The 24,113-nt window shown below is 63.1% G+C and carries 19 protein-coding genes; 13 read left to right on the top strand and 6 right to left on the bottom strand.

Annotated features, from left to right (window positions below):
* Nucleotides 1-4 precede the first annotated feature (4 nt).
* Genes B8W69_RS21515 through acsA form a run of 4 tightly spaced genes read right to left on the bottom strand, consistent with a single transcriptional unit; the run spans nt 5 to nt 4,957 of the window.
* A complete protein-coding gene (locus B8W69_RS21515; RefSeq protein WP_085291796.1) occupies nt 5-1,219 on the bottom strand; it encodes a dihydrolipoamide acetyltransferase family protein in 1,215 nt (404 codons plus the stop codon).
* On the bottom strand, nt 1,216-2,193 hold the full coding sequence (locus B8W69_RS21510; RefSeq protein ID WP_085291795.1) for an alpha-ketoacid dehydrogenase subunit beta: 978 nt from the start codon (nt 2,191-2,193) through the stop codon (nt 1,216-1,218). The genes B8W69_RS21515 and B8W69_RS21510 overlap by 4 nt, the downstream gene beginning before the upstream one ends.
* Nucleotides 2,190-3,161, bottom strand: a complete 972-nt coding sequence (gene pdhA / locus B8W69_RS21505; RefSeq protein WP_085291851.1) for a pyruvate dehydrogenase (acetyl-transferring) E1 component subunit alpha — start codon at nt 3,159-3,161, stop codon at nt 2,190-2,192. The genes B8W69_RS21510 and pdhA overlap by 4 nt, the downstream gene beginning before the upstream one ends.
* Entirely contained in the window at nt 3,161-4,957 is a 1,797-nt protein-coding gene (acsA, locus tag B8W69_RS21500) for an acetate--CoA ligase (RefSeq protein ID WP_085291794.1), read from the bottom strand. Before acsA ends, pdhA begins: the two co-directional genes overlap by 1 nt.
* 319 nt (nt 4,958-5,276) lie before the next feature.
* Here acsA and B8W69_RS21495 point away from each other — a divergent pair, with 319 nt between their 5' ends.
* The 11 genes from B8W69_RS21495 (at nt 5,277) to B8W69_RS21445 (ending at nt 16,031) form a co-directional block, all read left to right on the top strand.
* The gene (locus tag B8W69_RS21495) at nt 5,277-6,260 is read left to right on the top strand and encodes an Acg family FMN-binding oxidoreductase (RefSeq protein WP_085291793.1); all 984 of its coding nucleotides are present in this window, start codon (nt 5,277-5,279) and stop codon (nt 6,258-6,260) included.
* A gap of 8 nt (nt 6,261-6,268) precedes the next feature.
* Nucleotides 6,269-6,508, top strand: coding sequence for a hypothetical protein (locus B8W69_RS21490; RefSeq protein ID WP_085291792.1), 240 nt, complete (start codon nt 6,269-6,271; stop codon nt 6,506-6,508).
* Between the two features lie 134 nt (nt 6,509-6,642).
* Nucleotides 6,643-7,098, top strand: coding sequence for an HSP20 family small heat-shock protein (locus B8W69_RS21485; protein WP_085291791.1), 456 nt, complete (start codon nt 6,643-6,645; stop codon nt 7,096-7,098).
* On the top strand, nt 7,095-9,137 hold the full coding sequence (locus tag B8W69_RS21480; protein WP_085291790.1) for an erythromycin esterase family protein: 2,043 nt from the start codon (nt 7,095-7,097) through the stop codon (nt 9,135-9,137). Before B8W69_RS21485 ends, B8W69_RS21480 begins: the two co-directional genes overlap by 4 nt.
* 23 nt (nt 9,138-9,160) lie before the next feature.
* On the top strand, nt 9,161-10,141 hold the full coding sequence (locus tag B8W69_RS21475; RefSeq protein WP_085291850.1) for a 1-phosphofructokinase family hexose kinase: 981 nt from the start codon (nt 9,161-9,163) through the stop codon (nt 10,139-10,141).
* Between the two features lie 122 nt (nt 10,142-10,263).
* A complete protein-coding gene (locus B8W69_RS21470; protein WP_085291789.1) occupies nt 10,264-11,034 on the top strand; it encodes a universal stress protein in 771 nt (256 codons plus the stop codon).
* A gap of 16 nt (nt 11,035-11,050) precedes the next feature.
* Complete coding sequence (locus tag B8W69_RS21465; RefSeq protein ID WP_085291788.1) at nt 11,051-11,908, top strand: universal stress protein; 858 nt, start codon at nt 11,051-11,053, stop codon at nt 11,906-11,908.
* Between the two features lie 15 nt (nt 11,909-11,923).
* Nucleotides 11,924-12,586 carry a response regulator transcription factor gene (locus B8W69_RS21460; RefSeq protein WP_085291787.1) on the top strand — a complete coding sequence of 221 codons (663 nt, stop codon included), beginning with the start codon at nt 11,924-11,926 and terminating at the stop codon, nt 12,584-12,586.
* A 211-nt stretch (nt 12,587-12,797) separates the two neighbouring features.
* Nucleotides 12,798-14,447: a GAF domain-containing sensor histidine kinase gene (locus B8W69_RS21455; RefSeq protein WP_085291849.1), complete on the top strand. Its 1,650-nt coding sequence runs from the start codon at nt 12,798-12,800 to the stop codon at nt 14,445-14,447.
* A 142-nt stretch (nt 14,448-14,589) separates the two neighbouring features.
* Nucleotides 14,590-15,144 (top strand): GNAT family N-acetyltransferase, encoded by a 555-nt coding sequence (locus tag B8W69_RS21450; RefSeq protein WP_165762660.1) that lies wholly within the window; start codon nt 14,590-14,592, stop codon nt 15,142-15,144.
* Nucleotides 15,145-15,155: 11 nt separating this feature from the next.
* On the top strand, nt 15,156-16,031 hold the full coding sequence (locus tag B8W69_RS21445; protein ID WP_085291785.1) for a universal stress protein: 876 nt from the start codon (nt 15,156-15,158) through the stop codon (nt 16,029-16,031).
* Nucleotides 16,032-16,052: 21 nt separating this feature from the next.
* On the opposite strand, the gene B8W69_RS21440 is transcribed toward B8W69_RS21445, so the two are convergent.
* Both B8W69_RS21440 and otsB read right to left on the bottom strand, forming a co-directional pair.
* Nucleotides 16,053-16,820: a universal stress protein gene (locus tag B8W69_RS21440; RefSeq protein ID WP_245843326.1), complete on the bottom strand. Its 768-nt coding sequence runs from the start codon at nt 16,818-16,820 to the stop codon at nt 16,053-16,055.
* Between the two features lie 157 nt (nt 16,821-16,977).
* Nucleotides 16,978-20,667, bottom strand: coding sequence for a trehalose-phosphatase (gene otsB, locus B8W69_RS21435; RefSeq protein WP_085291783.1), 3,690 nt, complete (start codon nt 20,665-20,667; stop codon nt 16,978-16,980).
* 142 nt (nt 20,668-20,809) lie between these two features.
* On the opposite strand from otsB, the gene B8W69_RS21430 reads away from it, so the two are divergent.
* Both B8W69_RS21430 and ppsA read left to right on the top strand, forming a co-directional pair.
* Nucleotides 20,810-21,694 (top strand): universal stress protein, encoded by an 885-nt coding sequence (locus tag B8W69_RS21430; RefSeq protein ID WP_085291782.1) that lies wholly within the window; start codon nt 20,810-20,812, stop codon nt 21,692-21,694.
* Between the two features lie 101 nt (nt 21,695-21,795).
* Nucleotides 21,796-24,111 carry a phosphoenolpyruvate synthase gene (gene ppsA, locus B8W69_RS21425; protein ID WP_085291781.1) on the top strand — a complete coding sequence of 772 codons (2,316 nt, stop codon included), beginning with the start codon at nt 21,796-21,798 and terminating at the stop codon, nt 24,109-24,111.
* Nucleotides 24,112-24,113: the final 2 nt, after the last annotated feature.

Here is a 24,113-nt window from a genome sequence, read left to right as displayed (position 1 = left end):
CACATCACTTCTCCAGGAGATCGGGTTGCTGGAGCAACTCGTCGATTGCGGCGAGGAACAGCGCACCGCGGTGACCGTCACTTGCGCGATGGTCGGCAGCAAGGGTGGCTTGCACGGTGGTGACCACTCGGATTCCTCCGTCGATGACGCAAACCCGCTCGGTCGGTTGGCCGAACCCGACGATGGCAACCTGCGGAGGATAGATGACGCCGAACACCGCATCGACGCCTTGATCGCCGAGATTGGTGACCGTGATGGTGGGGTCCGACATCTCCGAACTCCGCAGCGAGAACGAACGCGCTCGAGCCACCAGATCGGTGAGGTTGTCCATCAACTCGTCCAGTTTTTTCTCCGGAACGTCGTGAATGGCCGGGGCGACCAGGCCGCCACCGCGCAACGAGATCCCGACCCCGACATGCACCCCGGTCGCCGGCTCGAAGCCGTCTTGTCGCCAGAACCCGTTGAACTCATCGAATCGCTGCGCCGCGAGGCCGACTGCCTTGAGGATCAGTACGGCCGGCAGGACCCGTTCGTCAATGGACCGTTGCGCATTGCGTGTGGTCAGCCAGGAAAGCGACTTCTCCAACACGATTTCCTCGGCGAGGTAGTAGTGCGGGATCTCCCGCTTGGACCGGCTCATCGCGGCCGCGATCGACTTGCGCATCTGGGCCGCGCGATCGGCCGGCGTGGCCTTCGTCGCCGGCTTGGCCGGCGGTTTGATGGCCGTGTTTGCAACCGAAGCCATGTGCTCGACGTCAATGATGGTCACAGCGCCCTGCGGACCGGTACCGCTCACCGCATCGACATCGACATGCAGCGATTGGGCCAGCCGTCGCGCGGCGGGCGATACCCACCGCCGATGCCCGGGAGCGGCCGCCACAGGAGCAGACGGCTTCATCGACGCTGCGGCGGCCGGCTTTGTGGCGGCTTTGTTTCCGGACCGGGGCCTCGCAGCAGCCCGGGCTCGCTTCTCCGCGTGTTCACCCGGCGCCAGCAGCGTGGCCAGAGTCGTTCCTACTTGCACGGTTTCGCCGATCGGGATGAGCAGCTCGTTTACCGTGCCCTCCTGCCAGCACTCGACTTCGACTTCGGCTTTGGTGGTCTCGACCACGGCCACGATCTGGCCGCGAGTGACCTTGTCACCGGGCTTGATCAACCATTCGTTCAGGGTGCCTTCATCCATATCGGAACCCAACGCGGGCATCTTGAAGTCGATCATGACCGCTCACCGAACAAACTCTGCACGGCCGCGACGATATTGGCGGTCTGGGGCAGGGCCGCCTGTTCCAGGTGCTTCGCGTAGGGCATGGGGACTTCCGCGCTGCAGACCCTGACGACGGGGGCATCGAGGTCGTAAAAGGCCCCCTCCATCACCCGCGCCATGACTTCCGCGGCCAGACTGCCGGTATGCCAGGCCTCGTCGACGACGACGGCGCGATGCGTCTTGCGCACCGAGTCGAGGACGGTGCCATCGTCGAGCGGTCGCAGCACCCGCAGATCGACGACTTCACACTCAATTCCAGTCAACGACAACTCGTTTGCGGCGTCGAGCGCCTTGCCAAGGGAGCCGCCGTAGGCCACCACGGTGACATCGTCTCCGCTACGACGGATTGCTGACCGGCAGATGTCGGTGGGTGCGAGGCTATCGATATCCGACGAAGTGTTGTAAAGCTGGACGTGTTCGAATATGACCACCGGATCTGGATCGGCCAGCGCCGGTCCGAGCATGCCGTAGGCATCCTCGACCGTGGCCGGTGCGACCACCTTGATGCCCGGGATGTGCGCATACCAGGGCTCGAGACTGTGCGAATGCTGGGCGGCGAGCTGGCGCCCAGCGCCCGTCGCCATCCGGACGACGAGGGGGACCGAGAACTGCCCACCTGACATATGGCGAAGAGCCGCAGCGGTATTGACGATCTGGTCGAGCGCCAACAGGCTGAAATTCACCGTCATGACTTCCACGATCGGCCGCAGCCCGTTCAGGGCCGCCCCGATTCCGATTCCAACGAAGCCGAGTTCCGACAGTGGGGTGTCGCGCACTCGCTCCGGACCAAATTCGTCCAACAGACCCTTGGAGGCGGCGTATGTTCCGCCGTACCGTCCGACGTCTTCACCCATCAGCACGACGCGCGGGTCGTCGCGCAAGGCGTCGCGAATCGCGTCGTGGACCGCGGTTCGGTAAGTGGTCTTCATTGCGCCGCCTCCGGTGTCAGCACGTCGCGTTCGAGATCCTCTACGTCCTCCCACGTTCCGGCTTCGGCGAACGCCACCGCGTCGTCGATCTCGGCCGCGGCCGACTCCTCGATTCCACGCACGTCGACTTTGGACAGGGTGCCGTCGGCCAGACACTTCTCGCTGAAGACTTGGATCGGATCGCGCTTGCGCCAGCGTTGAACCTCGGACTTGTCTCGATACAGTTCCGGGTCGAACATCGAATGCGCCCGGAAGCGGTAGGTACGGAACTCGATGAAAAAGGGCCCACCGGTGTCGCGAACGTGATCGACGCCCTGTTGCGCAGCGGTATGGCATGCTTCGACGTCCATGCCGTCGACCGCCAGCGTCGGAACCCGGTACGCCGCCGCCTTGACGGTGAGATCCGTCTGTGACTGCGCCCGATCTAATGCGGTGCCCATCGCGTAAAGGTTGTTCTCGCAACAGAACAAGACGGGCAAGTGCCATAGCGCGGCCATGTTCAACGATTCGTGGAACGCTCCCTCGGCCACCGCGCCGTCGCCGAAGTAGCATGCGGTCAACCGCTTCTGGTGCATCATGGCGTCGCCGAGCGCGATGCCCACGGCGAGCGGCAGGCCACCCGCAACTATCGCGTTGCCGCCATAGAACCGCTTGGAGGCATTGAACAGGTGCATCGACCCGCCACGGCCGCGTGAGCACCCTTCCTGCTTACCGAACATCTCGGCCATGATCGAGGCCATGGGGATGCCGCGCAGCAGCGCATGCGCGTGCTCGCGGTAGGTCGCGACTACCGCGTCATCATCGGCCAGCGCGCGTAGCGATCCGGCGGCGACGGCCTCTTCACCGACATACAGATGGAGGAAGCCGCGAATCTTGCCCGCGCTGTACAGTTCCGCGCATTTTTCCTCCATGCGGCGCACGCGGATCATGTCCGATAGAAGTTCGTGGGCCAACTTTGTATCGCTCATCACGGCACCCGCTCAATTTGGTGATCAGGACGCTGTTCGATGGTGGAGGTATCACCTTCGGGCAGGCCCAGCTCACGAGCCTTCAGCAGCCGGCGCATGATTTTGCCGCTGCTCGTGTGTGGCAGCGAGTCGACGAACTCGAGTTCTTTGGGCGCCACTGTGGCCCCGAGTCGCTTGCGTGCATGGCCTATCAGTTCGAGGCGCAGATCGTCGTTGCCGACTATGCCGTTCTTCAGAGTGACAAAGGCTTTGACCATCTCACCGACTGTCGGGTCGGGCTTGCCGATGACCGCCGCTTCGGCCACCGCCGGATGATCGGTCAGCGCGCTTTCCACCTCGAACGGCCCGATCAGATGACCTGCTGACTTGATCACATCGTCTTTGCGTCCCACGAACCAGAAGTACCCGTCGGCATCCTTCTTCGCGAGGTCTCCGGTCAGATAGAGCCCGTCTGCGAAGCACTTCCGATACCGGTCCTCGGCGTTCAGATAGCCCCGGAACATCGATGGCCAGCCCGGCTTGAGCGCGAGCTCGCCCTCGATGTCGGGTTCGTCGACGACGGTGATCGTCCCGTTATCGTTGTGGCGCACTATATATGCGTCCACGCCCGGAAGAGGGCGGCCCATCGAACCTGGCTTGATGTCGAACGCGGGGGTGTTCGCAATCATGATGCCGCCCGTTTCCGTCTGCCACCAATTGTCGTGAATTGGCAAACCCAGCACTCGCTTTCCCCACCACACCGCCTCGGGATTGAGTGGCTCACCGACGCTCGCGATGAAGCGTAGCCGTGAAAAATGATAGTGCGCAGGCAGTTCGGGGCCCGCTTTGATCAGCATCCTCAGCGCGGTCGGTGCCGTATACCAGACCGACACACCTTGGTCCTGTAGAATTCCGTACCACCGCTCGGCATCGAACTCCGCTTCGTCCACAATGGAGGTGACTCCGTGTAACAGTGGACTGATGATGCCGTACGAAGTCCCGGTGACCCAGCCCGGATCCGCTGTGCACCAATAGGTGTCGTCGGGATGTAGGTCAAGTGCATACATGCCGGTGACGTAGTGCATCGCGACCGCACCGTGGACGTGAATGGCGCCCTTCGGTGTGCCGGTGGTGCCGCTGGTGAAGTGCAACAGTGCGGGATCATCGGCGGTCGTGGGTTCGATCGGCGTGTTCTCGTCGGCGGCGTCCATCCAGTTCCAGAAGTTGAGCGTTCCGGGCAGCTGGACGAGGGCTTTGTTTTCGTCCACTACCAAGATGTGTCGCACCGATGGAATTCGATCGCGAATCTTGGCGATCTTGCGCTGATAGATGGTCCTGGTGGTCACCAGGACGTCGGCCTGCCCGATGTCTATCCTGGTGGCGATCGGCTCCGGGCCGAAGGCCGAGAACAGGGGTGAGACGATGCTGCCGTTGCGCAGCGCACCCATGATAGTGATGTAGAGCTCGGGGCCACGGCCCATCAGCGTGAACACGCGGTTGCCCCTGTTGATGCCCAGTGAGCGCAGTAGGCCGGAGAATCGTCTGGAAAGCCGGCCGAGCTCGGCGTAGCTGAGGTCTCGCGTCGCGACCGCGCCATCCCAGCCCTTATCGGTGATGAAGCGTAACGCTGTGCGCCTGGCGGTCACGCCGACTGCGTGCCGGTCGACGGCGGCGTAGGCGATGTTGCACTTGCCCGGACCCATGCCTTCGCATAATTGCGGTACATCGGACCACTGGAATCGGGCGCGGGCTTCCGTGTAGTTCGTGAGATTCGGCGGGGTGCTCAGGTCGTGAAGGTCTTTGCGGATGATGTCCATGCGGAAGTCCTAGGGATCTGACCAATAGGTGAGAGCGTCGGCCTCCCGCGACCTCGGGTGAATTGTTCCGGCGCAGTCCTCGATGCGGCAGCTCGCTACCATGTCTTTTCCTACTCGTCGCGTGGGTGTCCCCATCGTTTTCCCGGCGCTGCCGCCGCAATAGAGACGAAAGTCATCGGCAAGAGCGCGCTTCGTCCTTTTGGCTTCTCAAGCACCGCCGCGAGCGGAGTCCAACGACTTGACCTGTGGGGACCTAGGACCCTGGCGCCGATTGTCCGTATGCCAGAAGGTCGTAGCCATAGGACAGGCAGGTGAAGTCATGGCCCAGATGACCGCGGACACCGAGGTGATCGCAGCGGCAGTCGAGCTGGCATGTCGCGCTCCGTCGCTGCACAACAGTCAGCCCTGGCATTGGGTTGCCGGCGGCAGCAGCGTCGACCTATTCCTTGACCCGCATAGAACCGTGACATCGGCCGATAGGTCCGGTCGAGAGGCGATGATCAGCTGTGGCGCGGCGCTCGATCACTTCCGGGTCGCGATGGCTGCAGTGGGTTGGAACACGAAGGTCGATGAGTTTCCCAATCCGAGCAATCTCGACCATCTCGCCTCGATAGACCTCATGCCGGCCGACTATGTGGCGCAGGCTCGCCGCGACCTTGCCGGCGCGATAGCGCGTCGCCGGACAAGCCGGCTACCGTTCCGGCCGCCCAAGCACTGGGCGTCGTTGGAACCGGTGCTTCGTAATGCATTGGTAGGCGATTCCGTCGCTCTCGACGTGCTGGGCCAAGATGCGCGACCGCGCCTGGCGGAGGCGGCCCGGCTGACCGAAGCCCTGCGCCGCTACGACGACGATTATCACCATGAATTAGATTGGTGGACATCGCCGTTGAGGAAGTTCGAAGGTATTCCAGAAAGCGCACTGGTTTCAGAGTCAGATGACCGCAGGGTCGATGCGAACCGCCGGTTCCCCATCGACCCGCTCGACGAGCGGAGCTCCGCAGGCACCTACGACGAAGCGAAGATCCTCGTGCTGTCGACGCTGGGAGACACGGGGGTCGATGCCCTCCGATGCGGCGAGGCGCTGTCAACGATCTTGCTGGAGTGCACGATGGCCGGCTTGTCGACCTGTCCGGTAACACATGTCACGGAGCTGGAAGCTACCCGGGAGATGATTCGGGACCTCACAGGTCGCATCGCATCGCCGCAGATCTTGATCCGGGTGGGGGTCGAGACCGAGGGCGAGTTGACACCCCACCCGACACCGCGGCGCCCTCTGCGCGACGTGCTGCGAATCCGACGCTAGGAAGTGCTATGGCGTCTCCCACCGGCGATCGGTCGTTGCTGACCGACTCCGATGTCGATGCTCTCGCTTGGCAATTCACCAACTCCCCGTATGCGGGCGACACTTATGCGGACTGGCCGCTGGATCGGCGGCTTGAGGGGTTCCTTCGTCAGCGGGGACTCTTCAGCATCGCTGAAGACGGCGACGCGTTCGGTTTCGTGCTCGACCGCGTCATGGCGTGCATCAGCGCACTGTCCGGACGGGACTAGCGGGCATAGCTGATGGTCGGTGGAGCGAGCTGACGAACGACCTACCACCCGGGGACTTCGGTCCCTTTCGGCGCCGCCGGCCGATTGGTGCGATGGATAGTGGCAGATACCAATCTCGTCATCAGGAGATAACGATGAGTACCGTTTCCGTTCGGCGCCGACCGATATCGCTGTTCCCGGAGTTTTCGGAGCTGTTCGCCGGTTTTCCGTCCTTGACAGGGCTGCGCCCCGCCTTCGACACCCGCGTGATGCGGCTCGAGGACGAGATGAAGGACGGCCACTACGTGGTTCGCGCCGAAATGCCGGGTATTGACCCAGCAAAGGACATCGATATCACCGTGCGCGACGGACAACTGACCATTAGGGCAGAGCGTGCCGAGAAGAAGGACTTCGATGGACGGTCGGAGTTCTCGTACGGCTCATTCATCCGGAGCGTGTCGCTGCCGGCCGGCGCCGACGAGGGAAGCATCGACGCCACCTACGATCAAGGGATTCTCACTGTCTCGGTGGCGGTCTCGGAAGCGAAGCCGGCCGAGCGGCGCATTGAAGTGCATTCGGCGCCAACGGACAGTGACCGCGGTGCGCGATGACCAGAGCGGCTGACGTAGCCCGGCGCTCGCCACGGCGCGTGTTTCGTGACCGCGGCGAGGCCGGGCGGGTCCTGGCGAACCTCCTCGGCGCCTACCGCGACCGACCCGACGTGGTCGTCTTGGGTTTGGCCAGGGGAGGGCTGCCCGTGGCGTGGGAGGTAGCAGCTGCGTTGCACGCCCCGCTGGATGCCTTCATCGTCCGCAAGCTCGGTGTTCCCGGGCATGAAGAGTTCGCGGTCGGGGCTCTCGCCAGCGGGGGGCGCGTCGTCGTCAATGACGATGTGGTGCGAGGCCTGCGGATAACGCCGCAGCAGTTACGCTTCATCGCCCAACGTGAAGGGCGGGAACTTGTCCGGCGCGAGGCCGTTTATCGCGACGGGCGTCCACCGGTAGACGTGACCGGCAAGACGGTCATCCTCGTCGATGATGGATTGGCCACCGGCGCAAGCATGTTCGCGGCGGTACAGGCTCTGCGCGAGGCCGAGCCCGCCCACATCGTGATGGCCGTGCCCGCGGCGCCCGAATCTACATGCCGGGAATTCGCGGGCCTGGTGGACGACGTCGTGTGCGCCAGCATGCCGACCCCATTTTTCGCCGTCGGTGAGTCGTTCTGGGATTTTCGTCAGGTAACCGATGACGAGGTGCGCCAGCTTCTTGCCACACCCACCACAGGAGCGTCGAACACAACTGTCACCGAGGTGATGCCTGCGCAGGTCATCGCCAGCGTGGCCATCGACGCGCCGGCGGGTGTCCCACCGCGTGAGGCGTTGGACGAGCTGATAGGCGATGCGCGAATCGTGCTGATCGGCGAGAGCTCGCATGGCACGCAGGAGTTCTACGAGGCACGGGCCGCGATCACGAAATGGCTGATCGACGACAAAGGCTTCTGCGCAGTCGCCGCGGAGGCTGACTGGCCTGACGCCTACCGGGTGAATCGGTACGTTCACGGTCGGGGCGAAGACGACAGCGCCGACGCGGCGTTGAGCGGCTTCGAGCGCTTTCCGGCCTGGATGTGGCGCAACACGGTCGTTCGTGATTTCGTTGACTGGCTGCGCCTGCGAAACCAACGGCAGGGGGCAAACGGGCATCGGCAGGCCGGGTTCTACGGGCTCGATCTGTACAGCCTGCACCGATCGTTGCAGGAAGTTATCAGCTATCTCGACAAGGTCGATCCGAAGGCGGCGGCGCGGGCGCGGGAGCGTTATGCATGCTTCGACCATGCCTCGGCCGATGATGGTCAGGCGTATGGTTTTTCGGCGGCGTTCGGTGCCGGCCCGTCATGTGAGACGCAAGCGGTCGAACAGCTGGTCGAGATCCATCGCAACGCACTGACCTACGCGCGCATGGATGGACTGCTCGCCGAAGATGAACTCTTCTACGCCGAGCAGAATGCGCAGACGGTTCGTAACGCAGAGATGTACTACCGAGCGATGTTCAGCGGGCGCGTCAACTCGTGGAACTTGCGTGACAGGCACATGGCGCAGACACTCCAGGCGCTGGTAAGACATCTGGACCGTCATTCGGATGTTCCATCAGCGCGAATCGTGGTGTGGGCCCACAATTCTCATGTCGGTGATGCCCGGGCGACCGAGGTCTGGGCGGACGGGCAGCTCACGCTCGGACAGCTTGTCCGGCAGCAATTCGGTGAGGAGTCCCGGCTGATCGGTTTCAGCACCTACTGCGGCACGGTGACCGCTGCCAGCGAGTGGGGCGGCTTGGCCGAACGAAAGGCCATTCGGCCGGCGCTCAACGGAAGCATCGAAGAACTTCTGCACGACACCGGTAAGACCTCGTTCTTGATTTCGCCGCTCATCAGCCCGGAAGCCGCCGAGCCGCTCAGCGCGGTTCGGCTGGGTCGTGCCATCGGCGTCATTTACCGGCCCGAAACGGAACGGCAGAGCCACTACTTTCATGTCCGGCCCGCCGACCAATTCGACGCGATGATCCATATTGATGGAACCAGGGCGCTGGAACCTCTGGAGCCCACCAGCCTGTGGATCGCCGGGGAAACACCGGAAACGTATCCCACCGGACTGTGATCAACGAAGCGAAGTCAACGGACATGGATGCGCGAACCCAATCGACCCCCGGCCGAGTGCAGATCGTCACTTTGACCATGAATCCGGCTCTGGACATCACAACAAGTGTTGACGTGGTGCGGCCGACCGACAAAATGCGCTGCCAGACAACGCGTTACGACCCGGGTGGCGGCGGCATCAACGTTGCTCGCGTCGCGAACGTCCTCGGCGCTTCGGTATCGGCCGTTTTCACCGCCGGCGGACCGGCCGGTGCTCTTGTCGCATCGCTGGTCGCGGATGAGGGAGTGCCCTGTCAGCAGGTCGACATCGCAGCGCCGACACGTGAAAGCTTCACCGTCAACGAGAACAGTTCCGGCAAGCAATACCGTTTCGTTCTTCCCGGCCCGCGGCTGTCGGCTGCCGAACAGTCGCGGTGCCTCCGTCGGCTACGGGCGCAGGCGGAGTCCGCCGACTTGGTCGTCGCGAGCGGAAGCCTGCCACCGGGCGTGCCGCCTGACTACTATCAGCGGGTTGCCGACATCTGCCAGGATGCGGACTCACGCCTTGTTCTGGACACGTCGGGCGGTGGATTGCAGCACATCGTTTCGGGTGTTCATCTCCTCAAGGCGAGCGTGCGGGAACTGGGCGAGCGTGTTGGGCGCCTCCTTGCCACCGAGTCGGAGCAATTGGCCGCCGCACGTTCGCTTGTCGAAAACGGCTGTGCGCAAGTGGTCCTGGTGTCACTGGGGTCTCGGGGAGCGCTTCTCGCGACCCGGCACGTCAGCCAGCGATTCTCCGCAATCTCGGTACGTGGCGGTGGGAGCGGCGTTGGCGCGGGCGACGCGATGGTTGGCGCTATCACGACTGGGCTCAGTCGCGGATGGCCGCTGGTCAAATCCGTTCGCTTGGGTATAGCCGCGGGCGCAGCGATGTCGATGACACCCGGTACGGAAGTCTGCAGCCGAGCGGACATCGAGAAATTGTTCGCCCTTGCCGCTGAGCCTTATGACCTCACACGCCCGTGAACGGTATGGGACGAACGGCTGTTGACATGGGGCCTAAGGACCCCTCCATAACGGGTGAAGAATCCATAGCCTGTCATTGAGGCGATCGGTGAGCGACCGCAACAGCTAGACCAGGAGCTCTGATGAATCAGCTGCACTCGAAGTCGGTGGTCGTCGGCATCGACGGGTCGCAAGCTGGGGTGAACGCGGCGAAATGGGCGGTCGACGAGGCGATCACGCGACAGCTGCCCCTCCGCCTCGTCCATGTCGCCGGACGCAGGGGATCGCGATCCACGTCGGCGCAACCGTCCGACTGGGAAGTCGAGGCCGGCGAAACCGCCCTTTACCAAGCTGAAGTTGCGGTGCACGGCATGGGGAAACCCGTTGAGGTTGAAACGGTCCTGCTGTCAGGCGACCCAGAACAGGTACTGATCGATGAATCGTTGGACGCCGCGCTGGTGTGTGTCGGTACCGACCAGCGCCGGTGGGCGGTCGACAAGCTGCTGGGCGCAACCGAGGCCGCGTTGGCCTCGCGGGCACATTGCCCGGTGGCGATCATCCGGACCAGCCCCGACGGAACGCCGGCACGGCCCGGGGTGATCGCCGTCGTGCTCAACGACGAGCCCGACAACGAAGAGGTTATCCACCAGGCTATGGAGGAAGGACGTCGGCGCAACGCCACGGTGCGGCAGATCGATCGGCGCCTGAACAGCTGGATTCGGCGCTATCCGGACGTGCCCGTCCAGATCGTCGCAGCCGGCACCGGCTCAAGGTCTTCTGAGAACCGCAGCAGTGCGATCGAACTCGCGGTTGTAGGCAGGGCCGACGCCAGCCACATCGCCGACCTTGGCACACCAAATTATCACCCGATTGTGGGTTATCCGAGCTGCTCAGTGCTGATCGTCCGTGACTAGGTCGCAGAGCTTGCCCATGAACGAGTTACCTAGAGAGCGCCCAATCGTCGTGGGTGTCGACGGGTCGAAGGCGGCATTGCAGGCCGCTCTCTGGGCTGTGGACGAAGCGGTGGATCGGGACGCTCCGCTGCGATTGCTTCATGTGATCGAGTATGGCGATGGGCGCCATGTCGAGCCGGAAGCTCTGGACCGCATGTCGTCCACCGCGGAAACCGCAATCGGACGCGCGCTCAGGGCAATCGAAGCCACGGGACGCCAAGCGAAGACGGAGATGGAGATCGTCCGGGGGCCGACGGTCAGGTCGTTGCTCGACGCGTCGGCATCCGCGGCCATGACATGTGTGGGTGCGGTGGGCCTGCGCCATTTTCGACCGGGCCGGGTGGGTTCCACCGCTGCCGCTCTGGCCGTCTCCGCGCCGTGTCCCACGGCCATCATTCGCAGGTCTCACGATCAACCCGACCGTTCGGCGCCGGGGATCGTCGTCGAGGTGGACAATTCTCCCGACAGCGCCAAGTTGCTGGGCATTGCCATGGAGGAAGCTCGGATGCGTAACGCCACCGTTCGCGCAATCATGTGCCGGCGAAGCGTGTCCTACGATGCGGCGATCGAAGGCAAGCACGACCGCCCGGCAGTCGCCGACCTGGATCGTCGGCTGGCCGGTTGGAGACGTCGTTACCCGCATGTTCAGGTGGAGTCGGCGGCGGTGCACAACACTCTTCTGGAGTATCTGGCGGGCAACCGCGGATCGGTGCAACTGGCGATTGTCGGCTCCGACAACCGTGACCATCTCCAGGAACTAATAGGACCGGTCGGCAGTGCCGTACTCCAAGACGCCGGCTGCTCGCTGCTGGTCGTCAACGGCCGACATCTGTGAAAGGACGGGCTCGCCATGGTTACGGTCTTTTTGGTCGACGATCACGAAGTCGTCCGCCGCGGGCTTACCGATCTGCTCGCCTCCGATCCCGAGCTGGAAGTCATCGGTGATGCGGGTTCGGTGTCCGAAGCGATGGTGCGGATAACCGCGACGAAGCCCGACGTAGCCGTACTCGATGTGCGCCTTCCTGACGGAAACGGCATCGAGTTGTGCCGTGACCTCCTGTCGGAGCTTCCGGAGTTGCGGTGTCTGATGTTGACGTCGTTCACGTCCGACGAGGCGATGCTGGAGGCCATCCTGGCTGGTGCCAGCGGGTACGTCGTCAAGGACATCCGGGGGATGGAACTTGCTCAAGCGATCAAGGACGTGGGTGCCGGTAAATCGCTGCTGGACAGTCGCGCGGCGACAGCGCTGATGGCCAAGCTCCGGGGCGGCACGGAACACAAGGATCCGCTATCCGGATTGACCGAGCAGGAGCGAACGCTTCTGGGCCTGCTCGGCGAGGGCTTGACCAACAGACAGATCGCCGCCCGGATGTTCCTGGCCGAGAAAACGGTGAAGAACTACGTATCGCGGTTGCTGGCCAAACTCGGCATGGAGCGGCGTACTCAAGCCGCGGTCTTTGCAACGAGGTTGGATCAGCACTCAACCCCCCGGCGGCAGGCCTCTGACCTGTGAGGACGGTCATCGGCGGCCCAATTTACTGTTGGGGGTGAGTGCCTGAGGGGACTAAGCTGGGCTGAGCACCTCCGCGTTGATGCCTTCGGACTCGCATTGTGTAACGCGCAGTTGCTACGGGGGTTAGTTGCCGGAGGTATCACGTCGGGTGGCCAACGACGATAACGGGTCGGCTTTTGCCGGACTGGGCGATCGTGGACTGGTGAGCAAGATGCACCAGCAGCTCGACGAGCTGCTGGCAGCGCGCGATCAGATGGAGCGATTGCTGCGTGTGATCGTTGAAATCGGCTCAGATCTTGATCTCGACGCGACGCTGCGCCGGATCGTTCACGCTGCCAAGGATCTGACCCGTGCTCCCTACGCGGCGCTTGCCGTACGTGATCCCGGCGGTACGTTGATCTCGTTTATCCACGACGGCATCGACTCCGCCACAACGGAACGGATCGGGCATCTGCCCATCGGTAAGGGAGTTCTTTCAGTCTCGCTTCTCGACACGCCGGCTTTGCGCCTGGACGACCTCACGAGACACCCGGCTGCGGTCGGCTTCCCAGATCATCATCCGGCCATGCAAGGCTTTATCGGGGTGCCCATCACCATCCGTGGAGCGGTTTTCGGCAATCTTTACCTGACCCACGACGAGCCGGGTCGAGCGTTCTCAGACTCCGATGAGGTTGCCGCACGGGCTCTCGCGATTGCGGCGGCCGTTGCGATCGACAATGCGCAACTCTTCGAGCGCGAACGCATGTCGGTGAAATGGATGGAAGTCAGTCGAGAGATCACCACCGCTCTGCTGTCCAATGCTGAATCATATCTGACCCCAATGCAATTGATCGCCGACCGCGCGTGCGCTCTCACCGAATCCGAGCAGGCGATCGTGCTGGTGCCGCCCGATGCCGACCTACCCGTCGACGAGATTGACACCCTGGTGATCTCGGCGGCGGTGGGACTCAACGCCTCCGAGGTGATCGGTCAACGGATTCCGGTGGATGCCTCGACTAGCGGTGCTGTGTTCCGCTCTGGTGAGCCGGTGATCACCGAGTCATTGAGCTATCCGATCAAGGCTTTCACCGACGTCGGGCAACGCAGCGCGATCCTGATGCCGTTGCGGACCCAGGATGAAGTCGCCGGAGTGATTGCATTGGCGCGCAGCGCCGATCGGCCGCCGTTCGATGACGGTTACCTAGACCTGGTACGCGATTTCGCCACCCACGCGGCACTGGCTCTGATGCTCGCCTCCGCTCGCGAGCATGCCCGCCAGCTGACCCTGGTGGCCGAGCGTGAGCGCATCGCGCACGACTTGCACGACCACGTCATCCAAAGATTGTTCGCAGCGGGCATGGACCTACAAGGCACCGTTGCCCGGGCACGTTCGCCCGAGATTGTCGAACGACTCAATAGAACGCTGGATGATCTCCAGACCATTATCGAGGAGATCCGCACCACCATTTTTCAGTTGAAATCCCCACTGGGGCACGAAAGTGGCTTCCGCCAACGGATTCAGCGAGTCATCACCGACCTCACGGAAAACCGTGACATTGTCACGACCGTACGTGTGCACGGGCCGACGACCGCTGTCGACGGTGAGCTTGCCGAGCATGCCGAAGCCGTCGTCGCGGAAGCCGTGAGCAACGCCGTCCGTCACTCCGGCGCCTCGCGACTGACAGTCGACATCAATGTCGGAGACATGCTGACGCTCGACATCGTCGACAACGGAAGCGGCATGCCGGCTGACAATCACAGGCGCAGCGGCCTGGCGAATATGCTTTACCGCGCGGAACAACTCGGGGGCCGCTGCGCGATTTCCAACGAGGCTACCGGGGGTACGCGCGTTCACTGGAGCGCTCCGCTCACGACTCGCTGACCCGCCGTCCGCATCAATGCGTACGGGACCAATGGCACCGATGCGGGGTCCAATGGCCCTGCCCGATCTTCAGCTCTACCCATAGCGTCATGTGGAGGCCGGCGAAATGACCGCAACACCTGACCCGGTCCGAGGAGACGCAATGGGCAGTCAAGCGGTGGCGGACACTGTCACATCCCGATTGCTGGACGGCCGGGTGATCTCATTGCGTCGCATAAACAGCAAAGACGCCGAAGCTGTTGTCGCTCTTCACCAACAACTCAGCGATCACGACCGCTACTTCCGCTTCTTCACCCTGCATCCAGCCCACCTGGACGAGCTCGTGAGGGAGCTGATCAAACCCCAGGACGGGCAATACGCGTTGGGCGCGTTCGAAGGAGACCGGCTCCTAGGTGTCGCGAACTACACGGTCTGCGGTGATCCGACGGCCGCCGACATCGCCATTGTGGTTGCTCATGAGGACCATTCGCTCGGCGTGGGAACGGCATTACTCCGACGCCTGGCACACATCGCCAGAGACCATGGGATTCGGCGATTCGTCGCCGACGTGTTGGCTCAGAACCACCTGATGCTCGCCGTCTTGTCCGATTTCGGCTGGCCGCGTGAGCGAAGCAACTTCGGATCAATCCTTCACCTGGACATCAGCCTGCCCGACCGCATTGGCGTGTCACTGCCAGCCGGCCAAGAGATTTCGTAGAGGAGATCGACGTGTCAGAGACCAAAAACCGCGGAATTCTTGTCTGCGTCGACGGATCGGCGGCATCTGACGCCGCGGTGGCCTGGGCGGCCCGTGAGGCCGTTATGCACGACCTGCCGATTACGCTGGTGCATGCCGCGCCCCCGGTGGTCGTGGGTTGGCCGGTCGGCCAGTTATATGCCGACATTCCCGAATGGCAGCGGGAAGGCGCACAGCACATCATCGACCAGGCCCGTAAGACGGTTACTGCCAATCTAGGCGGCGTGAAGCCGCCTGAAATGCGCACCGAGATCATCTATTCGAGTGTTCTGCCGACACTGATCACTGCCTCCCGGGACGCATCGATGATCGTTGTCGGCAGCCAGGGACTCGGGGCGCTGGGCCGCTTGCTGCTGGGTTCGGTCACCGCCGGGTTGTTACACCATGCGCACTGCCCGGTGGCGGTCATCCACTCCGACGCAGGCGCGACGCCCGCTGCCGATGCGCCCGTGCTGGTGGGCACCGACGGATCGCCCGCATCGGAACCGGCGATCGCCGTGGCCTTCGACGAAGCGTCTCGGCGGGGCGTGGGCCTGGTTGCACTCCACGCGTGGAGCGACGTGGGCGTCTTTCCCATACTGGGAATGGACTGGCGTGACAACGAGGTTCAGGGGCACGAGATCCTTGCAGAGCGTCTCGCCGGATGGCACGAACAGTATCCCAATGTGCGCGTGAAGCGAGTGGTCGTGTGCGACAAACCTGCTCGTTGGCTACTCGAACAGGCCGAGCACGCTCAGCTCGTAGTCGTCGGCAGCCATGGGCGAGGTGGGTTCGCGGGCATGCTGCTGGGGTCGGTGGGCCGGCACGTCGCTCAGGCGGCGACGGTTCCGGTGATCGTGACCCGCTAGTCGCTGACCTCCGTTTAACGCTCAGCGCACCACGAGCACAGAACATCCGGTGTGTCCGAAGCGGGGAGTCAGTGGACCGACCATTCGGGCGACCTTGTCGGAATACCAGCGGTCCACTACCGCGAGCTCCACCGGTTCCTGTGTGCCGATCAAATACTCGGCGGCCCCATGTCTGGCCGCGGCGGGACGCACATGCACCTCGGGATACTGAGTCACCCACCGGCGAAGTCGACGGTCCAACTGACGGTACGGAATCTCTCCGAAGCCCCATCGCCACGTACCCATCGCCAGAATTGGCGCGCTGCGAAGCCGGGCTTCCCTGAAACCATGCTCGAGCACAGAATCGTTCTGTGGTGAGTCGTCCACCACCACGGCAATCGATCCCGAAAGTGACTCTCCGGCATCGCGATTGGCGCGCACAATTGCCACCGGGCACTGCGCGTTCTCAGCCACACCCTCGGCAGTTGACCCAATGATCTTTCGGGCGATCTGGCCGATCCCCACAGAACCTACGCAGACCATGGCCGCGTGGCGCGATTCCTCGACCAAAGCGTCGGTCGGCGAGCCGTGTACCAGATCGGTCTCCAATTTGACTTCCGTAGTCGTGGCGTGAAGCGCTGCACAAGCGGCGCGCAAGGCGGCTTCGCCGCATTCCACATCGAGACGGGAATCGTCGGCTTTGCGCTCAGGGATCGTATACACCAGGCGAAGCGGGATGTCCCGACTGGTCGCCTCGGCGACCGCCCACTTTGCCGCGTTGATCGCCGCATCGGAGCCGTCGATACCCACGACTATCCAGCGTGGTGAGTGCGGAGCGTTCATCACATTTCTCCGATCAAAGGCTTGGACTGGCGGGGTAACCCGTGGTCAATCGCAGACGCTATTGGGCCGTGCCGGCCGGCGGCAGGGCCGTTCGGCCCCTCGCTTGGCGGCAATGGTCACCACCTCACCCGACCTCGATGGTGTGTCCCGGCGCGAGTTGTCGCACGCGGCCACGACATTCCAGCTCAATCGGTTGGCCTTTCCCGGCTTCGGCCGTCACCGTAGCGCTTCGTCCCTTGATCCGAAGATGAAGGCGCTGGCCGCGATACACGATGGCGAACTCCATCGGGCCCAGTGTTTCCGGCCACAGGGGACCGAGTATCAGCCGATCGTCGCGCATTTCCAGACCGGTGAAACATCGTTGCAACAGATCGACGCTGCCGGCCATCGCCGCCAGATGTATTCCTTCCGACGTCGTGCCGCCCTGGATGTCGGCGATATCGGACTCCAGCACCTTGCCGAAGTAATCCATGGCCAGCTGCCGATTGCCGCGAGCTAGCACCCACGAATGCACGACGGCGCTCAGCGTTGATCCGTGCGAAGTGCGCGCGAGGTAGTAGTCGACCGTCTTCGGGATCTGCTCTGGCGCGAAGCGGTAGCCGAGGCGCCCGAACAGGTTGAGCAACTCCTCGGATGACAGCAGGTAGAACAACATCAACGCATCGGCCTGTTTGGACGCCTTATAGTTGTTGACGCTGTCATCCTCAGCATCGAGGATGCGGTCGAGGCGCTGTATGTTCCCGTAGCGCCGCCGATAATGCTCCCAATTCAGTTCTGCCAAATTCTCGTATCCTTCGAACTGACTGATCACACCGTCGTGGAACGGGACGAACATCCGCCGTGTCACGTGCTCCCATCGGTCGAGTTCCTCTGCGGTCAGGTCGATCCTTCCCACGAGGTCAAGTCGATCCCGCAACGGCAGCATGTCGAGCGCGTCCATCGCTCGCAGGATCACCCAGACCGCCATGACGTTCGTGTACGCGTTGTTGTCGATGCCATCGTCCTGCATGCCGGGATAGCCCGAGTGAAACTCGTCGGGGCCGATGATTCCATTTATCGTGTAGCGGGCACGACGGCCGTCGAATTTCGCCAGACCGACCCAGAATCGGGCGATCTCGACCATCATCTCGGCCCCGTAGTCGACAAGATATTGGCGATCGCCGGTCACCTGATAGTGCTGCCAAGCGTTGAATGCAATCGCGAGACCGACATGGTGCGCACGTGCACTGGGATCCGGATTCCATTTTCCGGACTGCGGATTGAGGTGCAGTTGCTGGCTCACCTCGCGGCCATCGCTGCCGGATTGCCAAGGGTACATAGCCCCGCGGTAACCCGCCCGGCGTGCAGCGCGACGCGCTTGGGGAAGCCGTCGATATCGGTACAGCAGCAGAGAGCGCGCCAGATTCGGCATGCGCACGCTGAGAACCGGTGCGATGAACAGCGAGTCCCAGAAGACATGTCCGCGATAGGCCTCACCATGCAGACCCCGGGCCGGGACCCCAGCGTCGAGTTCGGCTGTGTGCGGCGAGATTGTCTGCAGCACGTGCACCAGGTGCAGTCGGAGGATTCGCAACGCGACCGTGTTGTCATCCAGGTTGACGGCGCATTGTTCCCATAGCCGCGCCCAGGCCCGGGCGTGCTGATGATGGAGATCGGCGTAGCGGCCGGATTCGTCAAGGTAATGACTTGCTGCACTTGCTGGTTCCGATATGGCCGAGTCTCGTCCGGTTACGATCGTCGCGACCTTTTCCAGCGTGACCGATTGTCCTGCGGATACGGTCAGCTGGATGTCATGGCCGCCACGACCACCCTCTCGCACGGTTCGGTACCGCGCCTCGGCCCGGACCTCGTCGCGCCAGACCGTGCTGCGCATCGCGATCGCGATCGCGATCCGGGACTGCGATGTCTGGGTCTGCAACAGCACTGACGTGGGTCCGATGTCATCGATCGCCGAGTCCGCGAGATGGGTGTCCGACAATGGTCGATAGCGCTCTACGAGGGTATTCCGTACGCTTCCATCCAACAACGACCTGAACTCAACTGTGCCCGACCAATTTTCGGCTGAGATGGTGGTCCTCATAGCGAGCAGGTGAGGCTGGTGCATCGACGCAAATCGTTGCTGGCTCAGTGTCGTTTCGTGCCCGGCGCTGTCGCGGAACCGGATGGTGCGCGTCAAGGTGGCATGGCGCAGATCAAATATTTGCCGGTAGGAGATCAATTCGGCGTCATCAACGCAAAACCACGGCCCATCGTTGAGGCGGAATGTCAACGAGAGCCAATTAGGCAGGTTGACCAGGCTTTCATTTTCGACAGTACGGCCCGAAATCCTGTCGCTCAGTTGGTTGTACACGCCGGCCGCATAGGTGCCCGGATAATGGACCGCGGATGCCGATGCCTCCGGCGCGCAACCGCGGGTGGCGACATAGCCATTGCCAACGGTGCAGAGAGCTTCCCGCAGCCGCTCATCTTCTGGCCGGTAGCCGTCGTAGACAAGTTCCCACGGATCCGCCGGCGTCGCCGCAATCTCCTGCAGATCGTCTGCAAGCCGCCGAATGAATCCGCAAACTGCGGCGGGGCTTCCAAGGCTGAATAAAGCAGCGGATGAGCGATTACCGTCCTCGTCGTGCCGCACCACTATGCCCACACCATCGAATTCGACTGCGTCGAAAGCATCTTCGTCGGTGAGATCGTCGCCGATATAGATCGGCAACATCGCGCTGGAGCCAGCGTTGCGGCTCTCAATGTGTTCGAGTAGCCAGTCGAGTGTCGTACCCTTGTTCCAGAGAGTATTTGGGCGAAGTTCGATGACTTTGCGACCGAGGCTGGCGCGCAGGCCCTCGGCGTGACCGTATTTGCGGACGGTCGCGATTACTCGACCGACGTTCCCGGCGTCCACATTGCGGTAATGGATCGTAACCGCAAACCGCTTGTGCTCCACTCGTATTCCCGAGATATCGGCCAGCATCGTTGTCAACCGAGTGGCGGCAAGCGAAAGGGCATCGACAACTTCAGTGGCGGAGGTTTTTTCGTGATGGGTGCGGTCGGGCTCTAGCAATTCAAAGCCGTGGCTGCCCGCGTACCAAATCCCTTCGACGTTGACGCGCCCGCGGACATCCGCCAGATCGCGGCCGCTTATCACTGTCACCGGACACTGCTCGGCGAGCGCGCGTAACGCAGCGGCGGCGCCGGCGACCAGGGTTGCCGACTCGGGATGCTCGACGATATCGGACAGCGTGCCGTCGAAGTCGAGAAATACCGCCGGCCGCCGCACGGCCACCAATTCCTTCAGCTGGTTGTAGACCTCGACGGCATCGGCGATGTTCGCTATCGCAGTGCCACCGCTTCGCACCGAGATCCCGGCGAGGTCGTCGACAACCGTGTCGGCGCCGCATGCCAGCAGTTCGGTGCCGGCATCCGGGCGATGCGCGACACCGATGATCAGACCGAATCCGTTGTCTATGGCGGCTTCCACGCCGGGTCGGTCGCATCCGATCACCACGGAACGCTCGGGGCGGGCGTCCAAGCGCGCCGCCACTTCCACCAAAAAAGCGCAGTTGGCAAGCCGAGGGTTTCGGGCGTCAATAGCAACGTCGACGAAACCGTCCAACCCCGCGCTGCACAGGCTCTGCCTGCAGCCCGGATCACGTGAGTAGACGGCTGTTGCGATGCCTACATCGCGCAGCCGACGGAGCAGCAAGGGAGTGGAGTCTCGAGCCTGCACGGTTTCTGGCGCTGTCTCGACGACCACGCAAGCGAGGTCGAAGATCACGACATCGTGGTAGCGCCTGTCGAGAGTGGCGGGCCACTCGGTCATTTCTGTCACGATCCCCACAGCTCCGGTCCTGATCAAGCCCCAGCGCCCAATGAGGGTCTCTCGTCCATGCGGTTGAGGACGAAAGTCTCCTGACCGGTGCCCGTTCGGGCAATAGCGTTTTGGATGACCGAGGGAGAAGGACATGACTGCATCCATGAAGCGGCACGGCATCGTCGTCGGGGTCGACGGATCACCTGCGTCGAATTTCGCTGTCTGCTGGGCCGCGCGGGACGCGGCGATGCGTAATGTTCCGCTGACCCTGGTCCATATGGTGAACGCCACGACGACGTGGCCACAGGTTCCGATGGCGGCTGAAGCGTTGGCTTGGCAGGAGGACGACGGCCGCCGGATCTTGCAAGAGGCGGTCAAGATCGCTGAAGACGCCACGAGGACAAGCCGGAGGATCGGCATCACGCGCGAGCTGTGGCATGCGCCCCCAGTGCCGACGCTGGTCGAAATGTCGGAAGAGGCAGAAATGGTCGTCGTCGGATCCTATGGACGCGGAGCCATCGGCCGCGCCCTGCTCGGTTCAGTCAGCTCCGGCATTGTGCGACGGGCGCGTTGTCCGGTCGCTGTCATTCACGACGAAGATCCCTTGATGCCGTACCCTCAGCAGGCGCCGGTACTGGTCGGGATCGATGGCTCGCCGGCCTCCGAAATTGCGACGGCCATTGCCTTCGACGAAGCGTCACGACGTGGCGTCGAACTCAAGGCGGTTCATGCCTGGAGCGACACCCAGGTTTTCGAGCTTCCCGGAATGGACTGGGCGGCGGTGAAGGCGGAAGCGAAGCGCAGCCTGGCCGAACGTCTGGCGGGCTGGCAAGAACGCTACCCCGACGTCACGGTGCACCGAACCGTCGTATGCGACCAGCCGGCGCGCCAGCTGATCGAGCAGTCGGAGACCGCTCAGCTGACCGTCGTGGGCAGCCACGGCCGCGGTGGCTTGACCGGCGTCCTACTGGGCTCGGTGAGCAACGCAGTCGTTCATTCTGTTCGCATGCCGGTGATCGTGGCCAGGCCGTCCTAGGTCACAGCGATGTCCCCGGCGACGCACAAACCGATGGTGATCCATGCGGTCTGGGCGTCGGCACTGCAGAACCGCTTAAACCAAGTTGAAAAGAGCTAGACATGTCAACCGAAACCCTTACCGGCAACTATGTTTCCAACATCGCGACGTTGCGCCTCGGTGACGCCGAGGAGGCCGGCGGCAAGGGCGCCAACATGGGCGAGTTGGTCGCCGCCGGGCTTCCGGTCCCCCCGGGGTTTGTGTTGATGCGCAGTAGCTACTTGGCCTCGATGGAAGCGGCCGGGGTCGACACCGAACTCTCCGCTCTCCATCGCGAAGCGTTGACGCAGGTGGACAACGCCGCCCGCCTGGCCGAGCTCTGTCAACGCATGCGGGCGTTGGTGGCGAAAGCGGGAGTAAGTCAGGACGTCCGCGATCAGTTGCTGAGTGCGTACCGTGTTCTGGGGACGAACTGTGTTGTGGCGGTGCGGTCTTCGGCAACAGGTGAAGATGGCCGCGACGCATCATTCGCCGGAATGAATCAGACGGTGACCAACGTGGCAGGCGAAACCGCCCTTCTCGAGGCGGTCGCCACATGCTGGGCCTCGTTGTTCAGCCCGCGCGTCCTCACTTATCGGGCCAGCCGGGGGTTCGGGGCCGATCCCGCAATGGCGGTCGTCGTCCAGCAGATGATCGCCTCCGAGCAGTCCGGCGTCGCGTTCACCACCGACCCCAGCACGGGGGAGCGGGATCACATCGTCATCGAAGCCGCCCTCGGGCTCGGCGAGGTGGTGGTGTCCGGAAAGGTCCAGCCCGACACCTACGTCGTCGACAAAAACACATTGAACGTGGTCGATGTGAAAATCGGTTACCAGGCTTTCAAGATCGAGCGGGGTCCCGAGGGACACGACGTCATCGTGGAGTTGGACCCCGTACAGGCCCAAGCGCGAGTCCTCGATGATATGTCATTGCGCCGCATTGCCGAGTTGGCGATTGCTGTGGAGGCGCATCATGGTTGCCCGCAGGACGTCGAATGGGCGATTGCCTCTGGCAAGGCCTGGTTGGTCCAGGCCAGGCCGATCACGACACTGTTTACACACGCACCGCATGAGTCTGAGACAACGGGCATCCTGGTGCGGGGTCTGCCGGCGGCGCCCGGTTCGGCTTCCGGACGTGTTCGAGTGCTCCGCAGACCGGAAGAGGGTAACCGGTTGATGGACAACGAGATTCTGGTGGCCCCGATGACCAATCCAGATTGGCTTCCCGCTATTCGGCGCGCGGCAGCAGTGGTCACCGAGACGGGCGGGATGACCTGCCACGCGGCCATCGTTGCGCGCGAACTCGGAGTTCCCTGCGTGGTCGGAGCTCGGGACGCGACTACCGTCCTGCGCGAGGGCCAGGCCGTCACCGTCGATGGCTCGAGCGGGAAGGTCATAGCCGGGGGCCTCAGCCCGCAGATGCGAGTTTCGGCGGCAAGGCCGTCGACGGTCACGACGAGTGGCGTCGAGACGACCGGTACAAAAATCTACGTCAACCTGGCCATACCCGACACCGCCGAAGCGGTGGCGGCGCAAGACGTCGACGGCGTGGGGTTACTGCGGGCCGAATTCCTGCTCACTCAGGCACTTTCCGGCAGGCACCCGCGTGACTTCATCGCTCACGGTGAGCAGTTCGCTCTCATCGACGCCATCGCGACATCGATCGGCCGCATTGCATCGGCTTTCGGGACCCGGCCGGTGATATATCGCGCAACGGATTTTCGCAGCAACGAGTTCCGCGGTTTGCAGGGTGGTGAGGCCTACGAACCGGTGGAGCACAACCCGATGATCGGATACCGCGGGTGCTATCGATACGTCAAAGAACGGGATCTGTTCGGTCTGGAGCTTCAGGCCCTGGCGCGGGTCCGTGAGCAGAATCCGAACGTACACCTGATGATTCCGTTCGTCCGGACCCGGTGGGAACTGGAGACCTGCCTTTCTCTGGTTGACATGAGCCCGCTGGGTTCCCAGCGCGGCCTGCATCGGTGGGTGATGGCTGAAGTGCCATCGGTGACGTACTGGTTGCCCGAATACATCGGGCTGGGCGTGGACGGAGTATCCATCGGCAGCAACGACCTGACCCAACTGGTACTGGGAGTCGATCGCGATTCCGAGATCTGTGCCGAACTGTTCGACGAATCCGATGAGGCCGTTCTCGATGCCATCGGCCGCATTATTGCGACAGCGCGCAAACACGGCATCACGTCGTCGCTGTGCGGCCAGGCACCGTCGACCAACCCGGCCTTCGCTGAGCAGCTGGTCAGGATGGGGATCACCTCGGTGTCGGTCAACCCCGATGCCGTCGCAGCCACCCGGCATGCAGTTGCCGCCGCCGAACGGCGGTTGTTGTTGGATGCGGCGGCCGCCAACGACTGGACCACGCGGCGAAGCCAGGTGTGACC

This window comes from Mycolicibacterium vulneris (assembly GCF_002104765.1).
Classification (GTDB): domain Bacteria; phylum Actinomycetota; class Actinomycetes; order Mycobacteriales; family Mycobacteriaceae; genus Mycobacterium; species Mycobacterium vulneris.
Note: the sequence above shows the minus strand (reverse complement) of the source record. Positions and strands in the feature narration are given on the sequence as shown.

What these genes read in the sequence shown, in the direction of transcription:
- B8W69_RS21515 (WP_085291796.1), bottom strand. Translation starts at nt 1,219, where the DNA reads ATGATCGACTTCAAGATGCCCGCGTTGGGTTCCGATATGGATGAAGGC.
- B8W69_RS21510 (WP_085291795.1), bottom strand. Translation starts at nt 2,193, where the DNA reads ATGAAGACCACTTACCGAACCGCGGTCCACGACGCGATTCGCGACGCC.
- pdhA (WP_085291851.1), bottom strand. Translation starts at nt 3,161, where the DNA reads ATGAGCGATACAAAGTTGGCCCACGAACTTCTATCGGACATGATCCGC.
- acsA (WP_085291794.1), bottom strand. Translation starts at nt 4,957, where the DNA reads ATGGACATCATCCGCAAAGACCTTCACGACCTGAGCACCCCGCCGAAT.
- B8W69_RS21495 (WP_085291793.1), top strand. Translation starts at nt 5,277, where the DNA reads ATGGCCCAGATGACCGCGGACACCGAGGTGATCGCAGCGGCAGTCGAG.
- B8W69_RS21490 (WP_085291792.1), top strand. Translation starts at nt 6,269, where the DNA reads ATGGCGTCTCCCACCGGCGATCGGTCGTTGCTGACCGACTCCGATGTC.
- B8W69_RS21485 (WP_085291791.1), top strand. Translation starts at nt 6,643, where the DNA reads ATGAGTACCGTTTCCGTTCGGCGCCGACCGATATCGCTGTTCCCGGAG.
- B8W69_RS21480 (WP_085291790.1), top strand. Translation starts at nt 7,095, where the DNA reads ATGACCAGAGCGGCTGACGTAGCCCGGCGCTCGCCACGGCGCGTGTTT.
- B8W69_RS21475 (WP_085291850.1), top strand. Translation starts at nt 9,161, where the DNA reads ATGGATGCGCGAACCCAATCGACCCCCGGCCGAGTGCAGATCGTCACT.
- B8W69_RS21470 (WP_085291789.1), top strand. Translation starts at nt 10,264, where the DNA reads ATGAATCAGCTGCACTCGAAGTCGGTGGTCGTCGGCATCGACGGGTCG.
- B8W69_RS21465 (WP_085291788.1), top strand. Translation starts at nt 11,051, where the DNA reads ATGAACGAGTTACCTAGAGAGCGCCCAATCGTCGTGGGTGTCGACGGG.
- B8W69_RS21460 (WP_085291787.1), top strand. Translation starts at nt 11,924, where the DNA reads ATGGTTACGGTCTTTTTGGTCGACGATCACGAAGTCGTCCGCCGCGGG.
- B8W69_RS21455 (WP_085291849.1), top strand. Translation starts at nt 12,798, where the DNA reads ATGCACCAGCAGCTCGACGAGCTGCTGGCAGCGCGCGATCAGATGGAG.
- B8W69_RS21450 (WP_165762660.1), top strand. Translation starts at nt 14,590, where the DNA reads ATGGGCAGTCAAGCGGTGGCGGACACTGTCACATCCCGATTGCTGGAC.
- otsB (WP_085291783.1), bottom strand. Translation starts at nt 20,667, where the DNA reads ATGACCGAGTGGCCCGCCACTCTCGACAGGCGCTACCACGATGTCGTG.
- B8W69_RS21430 (WP_085291782.1), top strand. Translation starts at nt 20,810, where the DNA reads ATGACTGCATCCATGAAGCGGCACGGCATCGTCGTCGGGGTCGACGGA.
- ppsA (WP_085291781.1), top strand. Translation starts at nt 21,796, where the DNA reads ATGTCAACCGAAACCCTTACCGGCAACTATGTTTCCAACATCGCGACG.